The sequence below is a fragment of the Methylobacterium sp. 391_Methyba4 genome, assembly GCF_029691625.1.
In the GTDB taxonomy this organism is placed as follows: domain Bacteria; phylum Pseudomonadota; class Alphaproteobacteria; order Rhizobiales; family Beijerinckiaceae; genus Methylobacterium; species Methylobacterium fujisawaense.
Genome location: NZ_CP121475.1, coordinates 711,644 through 724,298, shown reverse-complemented (window position 1 = coordinate 724,298; position 12,655 = coordinate 711,644). Strand labels below are relative to the sequence as shown.

The window sequence follows — 12,655 nt, the reverse complement described above, 5'->3', positions numbered from 1 at the left end:
GAAACAGGCTTGGATAAAAAGCAGGTTCGGGCGAGGATCACATGGCGAGACGGCACTCTGATAAGCGGCTGTCAAATAGACTCACAATCCTTGAGGCGCAAGGCGCTCGGCGAAATCACAGTCATCGCCGGGAACTGTGTGGTTTCTCTGCACCGGATTCTCTCAACGCGCGTAGCGTGTGAAGACGTAGTCGCGGTCTTTCACACGCGCTTCGTGACACGCGAAGCAGGTTCGGTGCTCCGCTTCGTCGGCCGGCTTACCGTCGACGAAACGCCCGAAGCCCCAACCACCCGAGGCCGGGTAGCGCTTCGAGTCCTTCATCATCACCTGCACAGTCGTCGCCATCCCCGGCACGGTGGCCGCCTCGAACTCGGGCGAGGCCACATGCTTCCAAGCCAGCTTCACCAAAACCGTCCCGTCAGGGAACGGCAGCGTGCCGCGCGTGTAGGCTTCCGCCGCCACCGCGTTTCCCAGGACGACGCGCAGCTCGTTGAGTGGTTCACCCTCCGAGGCCGGGGCGATGAGAAGCCACCTGCGATAGCCGTCTGGGATCGTGACACCATAGATTGGTGAGGCCGGCTTTCCGACGTCCTGAGCAGTGCCGGCTGACACAAGGGCGAACCCGGCGGTGAGACGGGCTGCCGCGGCCAGCAGCCGCCGGTGCATGCGGAAATCAGAAGCCATCGACGTCGACCACCGCACGCGCAAAAGCCTGCGGCGCTTCCTGCGGGAGATTGTGACCAATGCCGCCGGTGATCAGGCGGTGCTCGTAGCGGCCGGCAAACTTCCTGGCGTAAGTCTCGGGCTGCGGATGCGGGGCGCCATTTGCGTCCCCCTCCAGAGTGATGGTCGGCACGCGAATGTCCGGCGCTTGCGCCAGCCGGTTCTCCAGAGCCTCGTATTGCCGTTCCCCTTCGGCAAGGCCGATCCGCCACCGGTAGTTGTGGATGACGATGCTGACGTGGTCCGGATTGTCGAGGGCCTGAGCGCTCCGCTCGAAAGTCGCGTCATCGAAACGCCACCTCGGTGAGGCGGTCTGCCAGATTAGTCGGGCGAAATCCTTCCGATATGCCTCGTAGCCGGCCCGTCCCCGGCTGGTGGCGAAGTAGAATTGATACCACCAAGACAGCTCGGCCTTCGGCGGCAACGGCTTCTTGCCGGCCTCCTGATTGCCGATCAGATAGCCGCTCACCGAGACCAGCGCCTTGCACCGCTCCGGCCAGAGCGCCGCGACGATGCCGGCCGTCCGCGCTCCCCAGTCAAAGCCGCCGAGAACGGCCCGGGCGATACCGAGGGCGTCCATCAAGACGATGACATCGACAGCCAGCGCGGCCTGCTCACCGTTACGGACCGCGTCGTGGGCTAAGAAGCGGGTTGAGCCGTAGCCGCGGAGATGGGGGATGATGACCCGGTATCCGGCTGCAGTGAGGATCGGGACGACCTCCGCGAATGCGTGGATGTCGTAGGGCCAGCCGTGCAGCAAGATGACCGCCGGGCCATCGGCCGGCCCGGCCTCGACATACCCGACGTTGAGCACGCCGGCATCGATCTGCTTCAGCGTGCCGGGCATGGGACCGGCCTTCGCGATGGACGCAGTCTCCCCGCGTGCAACATTAACGAGCCCCACTTCCGCGACGGCGACGGTCGCTACAGCGGTCCCGAGGAGTCGGCGGCGGCTCCAAGTGTGGGTATCGGGATGGATGTCCCTCGGCATGAGCAGCTCCCTGACTTGGCGTCTTCGATGCTTCACGGACTGCCCTAAGCCGCGGTGGCGCGCTTTGAGAGGGCATTGGCGCGCTCTTGAGAGCATCATGATTTATGCGGGAGACCATGCGTGCTAAGCCATCGCGCGCTGCCGCGGACGCCTCGTGATCTACCGGTTCGGACCCTTCACCCTTGATGCTACCCGGCGCGAACTGAGCACGGACGGGACCCTTGTCGCCGTCGAGCCTCAGGTCTTCGACGTTCTCAAGTTCTTGATCGAGGCGCGCGACCGGGTAGTCACCCGCGACGACCTGCTCGAGGCAGTCTGGCACGGCCGTATCGTTTCCGAGGCGACGCTCGGCAGTCGCATCAACGCCGCCCGCGCCGCGATCGGCGACACCGGCGCGGCGCAGCAGCTGATCCGAACCCTGCCCAGGAAGGGCCTGCGCTTCGTCGCTCCTGTCCAGGAGGTCGCTGACGGCAGCGCCCGGACAGAGGAAGCCATTGGCGTGGCGCACGGCGCGCTCCGTTTTGCGCGGTTGCCGGCAATCGCCGTCCTGCCCTTCTCGAATCTCAGCGGCGACCCAGCGCAGGACTATTTCGGCCAAGGCATGGCCGAGGAGATCATCGTTGCCCTCTCCCGAAGCAGCGGCCTGTTCGTGATCGCAAGCAATTCTTCCTTCACCTACCGAGGTGCCAGCATCGATATTCGCCAAGTCGGGCAGGAACTCGGCGTCGGCTACGTGCTCGCGGGCAGCGTGCGCCGGAGCGCTACGCGGCTGCGCATCACCGGCCAGCTCATCGACGCTGCCTCCGGAGCCTACATCTGGTCTGATCGCTTCGACGGGGATCCGGAGGACGTGTTCGACCTGCAGGACCGAGTGGCGGAGTGCGTCGCCGCGGTCATCGAGCCTACCCTCCAGCGCGCCGAGCTCGGCCGCCTGCAGCGGGAACGCCCGGTGCAGCTCGACGCCTACGACCTTACCTTGCGGGCCTACGCCCATTTGGCCGCGTTCACCGCGGAGAGCCTGTTAGCGGCGCTGGATCATTTCGACCAAGCCCTGGTCGTGGACCCAGACTACGCGCAAGCCCTGGCCGCGGCCGCCTACACGCGCGCGCAATGCCACTTCCAAGGGTGGATGCATCAAACGGACACCGACCGCAGGGCCGCCGTCAGCGCGGGGTGGCGCGCCGTCGAGATCGCGCCCGAAGACGCTCAAGTGCTCTGGATGGCGGCGTTCGCCATCTGGAACATGGCTGGAGTCGACCGCGAGCGCGCACGCATTCTCTTTCGCCGCTCGCTGCTCATCAACCCCAACTCGGCGATGGCCCTGACCCTGGCAGGCTGGATCGAGACTATGTGCGGCAACCGGGACGAGGGCCGTGCGATGGCACTGCGCGCGCAAAAGCTCAACCCGCGAGACCCGCGCGGTTGGCTCATGTCCGGCGTTCTTGCCCTCGCCTCGGTCATCGACGAGGATTATGCGGAAGCTGCCCGCACGGCTGAGCAGGCGCTGGCCCAGAACGGCCGCTTTGCGGTGGCCTTACGTGTCCTAGCGGTTGCTCTCGTAAAGCTCGGTCAGACCGAGCAGGCGCGCATCGCTGTCAGCACACTGCTTCGTGTCGAGCCGGACCTGACAGTAAGCGCGTTCTTCGCCCGTATCCCAGTTCCACTCGCCAGCATGGCAAGGACTTATGCCGAGTCATTGCAGATCGCCGGCTTGCCGGAGTGAACAATACGCGAGCGATCGCCGACGAACGGCTTCTTGCGGGCGCGGGTGATTCCGTCACAATGACGTCCTGCTCCCTTCCATCTGCCCTCTTGGAAGCCTCGTGAGGACATGTCCGCATCAGAGAGATTGACCTTCGTTCCTGTGTGTCCGGCATAGGCGCCAAGCCGAACGGCCAGTTCTGCGCGTGATCGCGATGGGGCGTGACGTAGTCTGGCCGAAAGCCGTCGGTTTGCTTCGAAAAAGCCCCCGAAGAGCGGACAGCTTCCTCTCGACCCTACCTGGTCTTTTGGGCTTCCCGGCGTGATGGCTTCGCGCGGACGCAGAGCTCATGATAGTTCAGAGCTAAAGCTGAGCGAAAGCCGCTTGTGATTCCTGATGAAGGCGAACTTGCAGAAAATCTGTCCTAAAAAATTCGTCTCGATTGGATCATCTGCTTTGCGGCACACGGCGATCATGGAATGGATCGACTCGAACCACGTTCGATCAGCCGCCCTCGGAGGGAGATCGTCTCATCCGGCAACGTCCTGTCTCGCATCCGCGCTTGCAACAGGTCGAGCGCTCGGCTGATCATCGGCCCGATGGGCTGTTCGACCGTCGTCAGATTGTAGATCGGCCGGGCCGATTGTGGCAGGCCGTCGAAGCCGACGACCGCGATGTCCCGGCCGACGGCGATGCCGGCCAAGCGTAGGGCATCGAGGACGCCGTAGGCCATGATGTCGCTTACGGCGTAAACCGAGTCGGGGCGCTCTGCCGTCGTCAAAGCCGCGATTTGCTGGCCCGCCGCGAAACCGCCCTCGTAACAGGATTGGCCGTCGAGGCGGAGCACCGGCGGATGGCCGGCGGCCTGCATGAAGGTCGTGAACCCGGCGTCGCGCTCGCGGGCGGTCGAGGAAGGGGTCGAGGTGCGGACCAGAGCTGTTCGGCGCCGCCCCCGGCGGAGGAGCAACTCACCGAGTTGCACGGAGCCGAATTCGTTGTCGCACACCACCGCACAGGTATCCGCCTGCGCGACGCGGTTGACCATGACGACCGGCACGGCGTTCGCCGCGCAGACCGCTCCGACGTGGGACGGCAGGTCCACCGAACTGATGAGGCACCCATCGACCTGATACTGGAGCAGGGCGTCCGCCATACTGTTCTCCAGGGGGCCGGGGCCCGCGTGGATGACGAGCAGGCGCATTCCGCGCTCGCCGATCTGGCGCACCGCCTCGTAGAGCAGCTGAGTATAGAAGGGATTCGTGATCGGGCCGACGACGACCCCGATCAACCCACTCTGTCCCGAGGCCAGGGCCCTCGCCGAGGCGTAGGGCGTATAGCCGAGTTCCGACGCCACCCGCGCGATGCGCGCGCGGGTCTCTGGCGAGATCCGCTTATCGCCCCTCAACGCGCGGGAAATGGTCGAGGGGGCGACCCCTGCCGCCTCCGCGACGGTCACGATCGTCGCTCTCCGCTCGCTCATCCCTGCCTCATGTTAGTTGCCAGTTTATGCGCAAAAATTTGCGCATAGTTGCGCACCGCAACAACGAAATATCCGGCTTTTGGCGCCCGACACGTGCCCCGTTGCGTTGACGGGCCCCGTCGATCGAAATAATTCTGACGGTCAGTTGAGCAAACGTTTGCGCAAAGTCGAGCCGCACCGGTCCTCAGTCCGGTGGGGCGGCGATATCGCAACGAACAGGGAGGTCGCAGGGTGAGCGACACGCGCCAGATCAAGATGGTGGGGTTCATGCAGGCGCAGAACTGCTCCATTGCCCCAGGGTCCTGGCGGCACCCGGGCGGTGCCACGGATTTTACGACCCCGGAGTACTTCCAGCGCCTGGCCCGCGTCATGGAGGAGGGCAAGTTCCACCTCACCTTCTTTGACGACCGGCTTGCTATGCCGGATATCTATGCCGACGACTACCGCGACGCGGTCGCCAACGGCGTTCGGGCCGTGAAGATGGACCCGTTCTGCATCCTCACCATGATGGCGGCCGTGACCAGCCGCCTCGGTGTCGGCGTCACGTATTCCACGACCTATTACGAGCCGTTCCACGTCGCGCGCCTGTTCGGCACCCTGGATCTCATGAGCAAGGGGCGGGCTGCCTGGAACGTCGTGACGTCGCTCAACAACTCCGAGGCCGCGAATTTCGGGCGCACGGAGCACCTGCCTCACGACCTTCGCTACGACCGGGCGGACGAGTTCATGGAGGTCGTCATGGGCCTCTGGGACAGCTGGGAGGACGGGGCGATCGTCCTCGCCAAGCAGACCGGACAGTTTGCCGATCCCGCCAAGGTTCATGCCCTGAACCACAAGGGACAGTACTTCGCGGCCAAGGGCCCGCTGCCGGTGCCCCGCTCGCCTCAGGGCCACCCGGTGCTGATCCAGGCCGGTCAGAGCGGCCGCGGCCGGTCTTTCGCGAGCCGCTGGGGCGAGCTGATCTTCGTCGTCTATCCGAACCTCGAAGCCGGCCGGAAGCAGTACCGGGAGCTCAAGAGCGCGATCGCAGCGGCGGGGCGGGATCCGAACAGCGTGAGCGTGTGCCCGGCCTGCTACGTCGTCGTCAGCGACAGCCAGGCCGCCGCCGAGGAGCGCCGCGAATACATCCGCGCCCTCGCCAAGCCCGTCGATGCCGTCGTGCTGCTCTCCGAGGCGCTCAACTTCGATTTCGACTCGAAGGACCCGGATTCGGAATTCACCGACGAGGAGCTGACGCGCCTGTCCTGGAGCGGCTTCCGTGACCGGGTCGTCGCCCTCAGCGGGAAGCAGAATCCCACCGTCCGGGACTTCGTCCACTTCTCCGGACGCGGCACGATCGGCGAGTTCCCGATCTTCTGCGGCACGGCCAAATCCATCGCCGACCAGATGGAGGAATGGTTCCAGGGCGGAGCCTGCGACGGCTTCGTGCTCGCGGCGACCCACGCGCCCGGTGCCTTCGAAGACTTCACCCGCTACGTCGTGCCGGAACTGCAGCGGCGTGGCCTCTACCACAAGGATTACGCCGGCACGACGCTGCGGGAGAATCTCGGTCTTCCGCGTCCCCAGGCCGGGGACTGGCGCAAGGTTGGGAGTTCGTCATGAGTGCATGGCTCAAGCCGAAGCGGGTCGACGACGCGGCACATGTCGACCCGGACGAGTTCCGCCGCTGCATGCGGGAGGTTCCGGGCGCCGTCGCGATCATCACCTGCGGCGAACCTGGCGAGCGGACCGGCCTGACGGCGACGGCGGTCTGCTCCCTCACCGATGCGCCGCCGACGTTGCTCGTCTGCGTGAACGGAACGGCCAGCGCCCATCCTGTGATCTGCCGGACGGCGCGGTTCGCGGTCAACATCCTGGCCGAGGCGGACTTGGCGGTCGCGGGCCTCTTCGCGGGCCGGACCGGGCTCAAGGGCGAGGACCGCTTCGACCAATTGACCTGCACGCAGGCGCCGGACGGGTCGCCGATCATCGAGGATGCCCTGGCGAGCTTCGATTGTGCGCTGGAGGCGGAGCATCGCTACGGCACCCACTCGGTGTTCATCGGCCGCGTCCTGTCGGCGGCGACCAACCCGCGGCGCAACCCCCTTCTCTACCTCGACGGCCGGTTCGGCACCTTCGCCGAGACCGCCGCCAACGCTTCGTCCCGGTGACGACGCCCCACGGCAGGAGCAGCTCGTGAACGAATTTCGGATGCTCTCCACCAGCGGGATCCTCGGCTACGGTTTCGCCGAGGAATCGCTGAAGATCGGCATGACGTGGGAGCCGCACGTCATCGGCTGCGATGGCGGCAGCACCGATCCCGGACCGTACTATCTCGGCTCCGGCAAATCCTTCACCTCGCGGCTCTCCGTGAAGCGCGACCTGCGCCTGATGCTGATGGCCGCGGTCGCGGCGCGCATCCCCTGCATCATCGGCACGTCGGGCGGCGCGGGCGGCGAGCCCCACCTGCAGGATACGGCCGCCCTCGTGCGGGAGATCGCCCGCGAGGAGGGCCTCTCGTTCAAGATGGCCCTCATCCATTCCGAGCAGCCCAAGGATTGGCTGTGCGACCGCATCGCCGAGGAGAAGACCCGGCCGCTCGGCAAGATGAAGCCCCTGGATCAGGCGACCGTCGACCGCGCCGAGCGCATCGTCGGCATGATGGGGCCTGAGCCCTTCGCCCGCGCCCTCGACGAGGGGGCCCAGGTCATCCTCGCGGGCCGCTCCAGCGATCCGGCTCAGTGGGCCGCCCCGGCCATGCGCGCCGGCATCCCGCCCGCGCCCGCCTGGTACGCCGGCAAGATGCTGGAATGCGGCGCGGAGCCGACCATTCCGAAGGAGCCGGACAACATCTTCCTCCGGGTCCGCGACGATCACATCGTCTGCGAGCCGCCGAACCCGATCCGCCGCTCGACGCCGCTCGCCGTGGCGAATTTCGCCCTGCACGAGAACGCGAGCCCGATCCATCACACCGAGCCGGGCGGGCTCCTCGATACCAGCGCCTGCACTTTCGAGGCGATCAGCGACCGTGCCGTCAGGGTCGGCGGCATGACCTGGACACCCGCCTCGACCTACACGGTGAAGCTCGAAGGCGTGGAGCGCGTCGGCTACCGGGCGATCACGATCTGCGGCACGCGGGACCCGGTGCTGATCGGTCAGATCGACAGCTACCTCGAAACCCACCGCAGGACGGTGGCGACGAAGGCCGCCTCGTTCGGCGTCCCGCCCTCGGACTACACGATGGTGGTGCGGACCTACGGCAAGGACGGTGTGATGGCTGCCTGGGAACCCCAGAAGGCGATCACCTCGCACGAACTCGGTTTCGTCGTCGAGATCGTCGGCCGGACCCAGGACATCGCCAACGCCGTCGTCGCGATGGCCCGCACCTCGATGCTGCATGCCGACTTCGCGGGCCGCCTCTGCAAGGAGGGCAACATGGCCTTCCCGTTCAGCCCGTCGGACATCGAACTCGGGGCGATGTACCGCTTCAGCATCTTCCACGTGGTCGCGCCGAAGGACCCGTACGAGATGTTCCCGATCGAATACGAGACGGTAAGAGGGTAATCATGCCGCGCATCCGTGACATCGCACAGATCTGCAAGAGCAAGAACGCCGGCCCGTTCCTCGTGACGATCGACGTCTTGTTCGAGGACCATGACGTCTACAGACAGGTGAAGGCGACCGGCGTGCTCAACGCAGCCCTGTTCGCCAAGCTCTATGGCGTCGCGGAAGAGGACGTGCTGTTCACGCCCTACGACACGGCTGCCGCCTTCAAGGCGACCCTCCCGCGCCTCGTGCCGGCCGGCGACATCGGCGACACGGATGTCTACGGCGCCCAGCAGCACGCGCCATTGCTCGACGTCGAGATTCCGATCGACCGGCCATCGCCCGCCTGAACCATCCGATCGTCACTGCCGACAAGAGCAAGGACAGACAGGGAGGGACATGGCCATGCAAAGGCAGAGCATGGACACGCGCAAGGTCGCGTTGGCCAGCTTCATCGGTTCGACCCTCGAATGGTACGACTTCTTCATCTTCGGGACGGCCGCCGCTCTCATCTTCAACAAGCTCTTCTTTCCAGCCGCGGACGCTACGACCGGCATGATTGCCTCGTTCGCGACCTTCGCGGTGGGGTTCGTGGCGCGGCCGATCGGCGGCATCGTCTTCGGGCATTACGGCGACCGGATCGGCCGCAAAGCCATGCTGGTGCTGAGCCTCGGCATGATGGGCGCGGTGACCTTCCTGATCGGCTTGCTGCCGACCTACGAGACGGTCGGGCTCTGGGCGCCGGTCCTGCTCACCGCCCTTCGCTTCTTCCAGGGCTTCGCCGTCGGCGGGGAGTGGGGTGGCGCCACGCTCATGGTTGTGGAGCACGCGCGGCCGGAGCGGCGCGGATTCTACGGAAGCTGGCCGCAAATGGGGATTCCTGCGGCCCTTCTGCTGTCCTCCGGCGTCATGGCGGTTGTGACCGCATCGACGAGCCCGGAGCAATTCGCCGACTGGGGCTGGCGCGTGCCGTTCCTGCTGAGTGGCCTGCTCCTCGTCGTCGGCATCGTCATTCGCCGCCGTCTGGCCGAGTCGCCGAGCTTCCAGCGGCTCAAGCAGTCAGGGCGGCGGGAAGCCCTGCCGATCGGCGCGATCATCGGGCATCGCAAGCGCCTGACGGCCCTGGTGATCGGCTCCCAGGCCGCTGAAAACACCTCCTTTCACGTCTTCGCCGTCTGGGCCCTCGCCTACATGACGACCGCCATCGGGGTGCCCCGGCCCGTGGTGCTGAACGCCCTCATGATCGCCGCCACGGCCTGCCTCGTGGCGCAGCCGTTCTTCGGTGCGCTGTCCGATCGCATCGGCCGCAAGCGCGTCTTCGCCGGCGGGATGGTCTTCACCGGGCTGTTCATCGTGCCGTTCTTCCTGCTGATCGGGACCGGCAGCGCGACTCTCATTACTTTGGCGCTCGTCGGCGGCCTCGTCTTCGGGCAAGCGACCACGCAGGCGGTCCAGCCGAGCCTGTTCGCCGAGCAGTACGAGGCTCCGATCCGCTATAGCGGCGTGTCCGTCGCCTACCAGTTTGCCACGGTAATCTGGAGCGGTCCGACGCCGGTCCTCGCGGCGGCGCTCTGGGCCTGGTCGGGGAGCTGGTGGCCGCTCGCCGGCTACATCGCCGCCGCGTCCGTGGTGTCGGTGCTGTGCATTCGGCCGCTGCGCGAGGCTGCAGGTCACGAACTCGGCGCCGTCGCGTCCGGGACGGGAGAGCCCGACGGCTTCGTCCTGCGGGAGGCGGTGGCATGACGTTCCGGGTCGGGCGCGCGACCGTCACGCCGATCGTCGAGATGGTCGATTCGAGCTTCGATGTGCTGCGCTTCTTCCCCCTTGCGACCGAAGCGGAGATCGCGGCCCACGAACGCTGGATGGCCCCCCACCATTTCGATCCGGCAAGCCGGCGCATCCTGCTCTCGATGCATTCCTGGCTCGTGGAGACCGAGGGCAAGCGGATCCTGATCGACGGTTGCGTCGGCAACGGCAAGGTTCGGGACGCCCGGCCCGACTGGTGCAACCTGTCGACCGCATTCCTAGACCGCCTCGCGGAGGCCGGGGCCACCCCGGATGACATCGACTACGTTCTGTGCACGCATCTCCATGCCGACCATGTCGGCTGGAATACGCGGCTCATCGACGGGCGCTGGGTGCCGACCTTTCCGAACGCAACCTACGTGTTCGGTCGGACGGAGCACGCGTTCTGGCAGGCCGAACACGAGAAAGGCGCGCGCGGCCCGCATCTGCAGGCTTACCGCGACAGCGTGCTGCCTATCCTCGAGGCGGGGCGCGCCCTCGTCGTCGATGAGGATCACGTCCTCGAAGGCGTTCTCCACCTCGCGCCGGCGCCCGGCCATACGCCGGGGCACGTGGCGGTCTGGCTCCGCTGCGGACCGGAGGCCGGGGCGTTCACGGGCGACATCATTCATCACCCCGTCCAGGTGTTCCATCCCGAATGGAGCTGCATGGGCTGCATCGACCCGGCCACGGCCGCGCTGACGCGCCGCCGGCTTCTGGCGCAGTTGGCGGAAGCGGAAGGCGTCCTCTTCCCAGGGCACTTCATGGCGCCCCACGCGGCGCGCATCGCGACGCGTGGCGATGGCTTCGCCTTCCGGTTTCTCTGCGAGGAGGCCGAAGCGGACGGCTGAAGCTTCAGCCCGGACGACCTGGAGACATCACAACGACCCCGGGCCGATGCGGCTCGGCGGCGAGGGAGGACGCAACCATGACGAGATCGTCCATCGGGCATCGCCTGGATAGTTTGCCCCGAAGCAGGTTTCACACGCGCATGCTGTTCCTCGTCGGAGCAGGCATGTTCTTCGACGGGTTCGACATCTACCTCGCCGCCGGGGTCCTCGGAGCCCTGGTCCGCGAGGGACTCTCGGACGTCGACCGGAACGCGTGGTTCATCTCGGCGACGTTCGCAGGCATGACCGTCGGCGCCTGGCTCGCGGGCATCCTGGGGGACCGCTATGGACGGCGTTTCACCTACCAGTTCAACCTCGCGATCTTCGGGATCGCCTCGATGGCGGCGGCCTTCGCTCCCGACATCCTGTGGCTGACGGGCTTCCGCTTCGTCATGGGGCTCGGGCTCGGGGCGGAAATCGTCGTGGGCTACGGCACCCTGTCCGAGTTCATGCCGCCCGCGATCCGCGGCCGGTTCGCGGCGCTGCTCGCGGTCTTCACCAACTCGGCCCTGTTCGCGGCGACCTTCGGCGGCTTTCTGATCATCCCCTATCTCGGCTGGCGCTGGATGTTCGCCATAGCCGGGATCGGCGCCGGGATCGTCTGGCTGCTCCGGAAGAACATGCCGGAATCGCCCCGGTGGCTTGAATCGAAGGGCCGCCACGCCGAGGCCGAGGCCATCACCCGCCGCATCGAGGAACAGGTCTACGGATCGCAGGTTGCGCCCGTGCCGGCCGTCCACACCCCGATCGCCGCCCCGAGCGTTCCGCTCTCCGCCTTGTTCCAGGGCCAACTCCTGAGCCGAACGGTGACGGGTATCGTCATCAACATCGTCAACAACCTCATCACCCACGGCTTCATCACCTGGATGCCGACCTTCTTCCTGGCTCAGGGGATGACCGTCACGAAGTCTCTCGGCTTTACTGCCGTCATGACGCTCGGGGCACCGCTCGGCGCCTTCATCGGCTGCCTGCTGGCCGAGAGCCTCGGGCGCAAAAGGGGAATCGTCCTGTTCTCCTTCGTGGCCCTCGCGATCGGCTTGGCTTACCCGCAGGCAGATCACCCCGCGCTGGTCATGGGGCTCGGATTCTGCCTCGTGGCCTGCGTCTTCATCCTCGGCGCGCTTAGCATCGCCGCCTACGTGCCCGAGCTCTTTCCGACGGAGATCCGCCTGCGGGGCGTGGGTCTGTGCAGCACAGCCGGGCGCCTCGCCAACATCGGCATCCCATTCCTGATCGCCTTTCTGTACATGCAGGGTGGAATCACGGCCGTCTTGGGCCTGATCTCTGCCGGGCTCTTTGTGCAGGGCGTCGTCGTCTTCGTGCTCGGGGTCGAGACGAAGGGCATGGCCCTGGAGGCCGTCAGCACCGAGCCGAGCGACATCATCATCCACTCTCGCGTGCGACAATCGGCTTGACGGCAGTTCCACACGGGCCAGACGTCCACCCGGCTGAGTGGACGTCTGCTTTCGGCTCATGAATTTTGGACGCCACGCATCTGCAATGGGCGCAAAGCAGCCGACCGTTCCTGGCCGAAAGCTGCCAGTCCGCTTCGGAGTAGA

Annotated in this window: 11 protein-coding genes; 8 read left to right on the top strand and 3 right to left on the bottom strand. The window is 66.3% G+C overall.

Translation table 11 applies throughout. The features are described from left to right. Positions 1–162: 162 nt before the first annotated feature. Both P9K36_RS03455 and P9K36_RS03450 read right to left on the bottom strand, forming a co-directional pair. Positions 163–684, bottom strand: coding sequence for a cytochrome P460 family protein (locus P9K36_RS03455; RefSeq protein WP_205782309.1), 522 nt, complete (start codon positions 682–684; stop codon positions 163–165). Beyond that, entirely contained in the window at positions 674–1,714 is a 1,041-nt protein-coding gene (locus tag P9K36_RS03450) for an alpha/beta hydrolase (protein ID WP_043755515.1), read from the bottom strand. The genes P9K36_RS03455 and P9K36_RS03450 overlap by 11 nt, the downstream gene beginning before the upstream one ends. 154 nt (positions 1,715–1,868) lie before the next feature. Here P9K36_RS03450 and P9K36_RS03445 point away from each other — a divergent pair, with 154 nt between their 5' ends. Continuing rightward, positions 1,869–3,437, top strand: coding sequence for a winged helix-turn-helix domain-containing protein (locus P9K36_RS03445; protein ID WP_043755513.1), 1,569 nt, complete (start codon positions 1,869–1,871; stop codon positions 3,435–3,437). A 451-nt stretch (positions 3,438–3,888) separates the two neighbouring features. On the opposite strand, the gene P9K36_RS03440 is transcribed toward P9K36_RS03445, so the two are convergent. Next, the gene (locus P9K36_RS03440; RefSeq protein ID WP_205782310.1) at positions 3,889–4,872 is read right to left on the bottom strand and encodes a LacI family DNA-binding transcriptional regulator; all 984 of its coding nucleotides are present in this window, start codon (positions 4,870–4,872) and stop codon (positions 3,889–3,891) included. Positions 4,873–5,127: 255 nt separating this feature from the next. Here P9K36_RS03440 and P9K36_RS03435 point away from each other — a divergent pair, with 255 nt between their 5' ends. From P9K36_RS03435 to P9K36_RS03405, 7 genes are all read left to right on the top strand, one after another. After that, on the top strand, positions 5,128–6,498 hold the full coding sequence (locus P9K36_RS03435; RefSeq protein ID WP_338037314.1) for an LLM class flavin-dependent oxidoreductase: 1,371 nt from the start codon (positions 5,128–5,130) through the stop codon (positions 6,496–6,498). Next, entirely contained in the window at positions 6,495–7,046 is a 552-nt protein-coding gene (locus tag P9K36_RS03430; RefSeq protein WP_052083539.1) for a flavin reductase family protein, read from the top strand. The genes P9K36_RS03435 and P9K36_RS03430 overlap by 4 nt, the downstream gene beginning before the upstream one ends. A 25-nt stretch (positions 7,047–7,071) precedes the next feature. Continuing rightward, the gene (locus tag P9K36_RS03425; RefSeq protein WP_043755509.1) at positions 7,072–8,439 is read left to right on the top strand and encodes an acyclic terpene utilization AtuA family protein; all 1,368 of its coding nucleotides are present in this window, start codon (positions 7,072–7,074) and stop codon (positions 8,437–8,439) included. A 2-nt stretch (positions 8,440–8,441) separates the two neighbouring features. Next, the gene (locus tag P9K36_RS03420) at positions 8,442–8,771 is read left to right on the top strand and encodes a DUF4387 domain-containing protein (RefSeq protein ID WP_043755507.1); all 330 of its coding nucleotides are present in this window, start codon (positions 8,442–8,444) and stop codon (positions 8,769–8,771) included. A 55-nt stretch (positions 8,772–8,826) separates the two neighbouring features. Beyond that, positions 8,827–10,164, top strand: a complete 1,338-nt coding sequence (locus tag P9K36_RS03415) for an MFS transporter (RefSeq protein ID WP_100794073.1) — start codon at positions 8,827–8,829, stop codon at positions 10,162–10,164. Continuing rightward, a complete protein-coding gene (locus P9K36_RS03410) occupies positions 10,161–11,057 on the top strand; it encodes an MBL fold metallo-hydrolase (RefSeq protein ID WP_043755503.1) in 897 nt (298 codons plus the stop codon). The genes P9K36_RS03415 and P9K36_RS03410 overlap by 4 nt, the downstream gene beginning before the upstream one ends. A 140-nt stretch (positions 11,058–11,197) precedes the next feature. Next, positions 11,198–12,511 carry an MFS transporter gene (locus P9K36_RS03405; protein WP_244447735.1) on the top strand — a complete coding sequence of 438 codons (1,314 nt, stop codon included), beginning with the start codon at positions 11,198–11,200 and terminating at the stop codon, positions 12,509–12,511. Positions 12,512–12,655: the final 144 nt, after the last annotated feature.

What these genes read in the sequence shown, in the direction of transcription:
- P9K36_RS03420 (WP_043755507.1), top strand. Translation starts at nt 8,442, where the DNA reads ATGCCGCGCATCCGTGACATCGCACAGATCTGCAAGAGCAAGAACGCC.
- P9K36_RS03415 (WP_100794073.1), top strand. Translation starts at nt 8,827, where the DNA reads ATGCAAAGGCAGAGCATGGACACGCGCAAGGTCGCGTTGGCCAGCTTC.
- P9K36_RS03455 (WP_205782309.1), bottom strand. Translation starts at nt 684, where the DNA reads ATGGCTTCTGATTTCCGCATGCACCGGCGGCTGCTGGCCGCGGCAGCC.
- P9K36_RS03450 (WP_043755515.1), bottom strand. Translation starts at nt 1,714, where the DNA reads ATGCCGAGGGACATCCATCCCGATACCCACACTTGGAGCCGCCGCCGA.
- P9K36_RS03410 (WP_043755503.1), top strand. Translation starts at nt 10,161, where the DNA reads ATGACGTTCCGGGTCGGGCGCGCGACCGTCACGCCGATCGTCGAGATG.
- P9K36_RS03430 (WP_052083539.1), top strand. Translation starts at nt 6,495, where the DNA reads ATGAGTGCATGGCTCAAGCCGAAGCGGGTCGACGACGCGGCACATGTC.
- P9K36_RS03405 (WP_244447735.1), top strand. Translation starts at nt 11,198, where the DNA reads ATGCTGTTCCTCGTCGGAGCAGGCATGTTCTTCGACGGGTTCGACATC.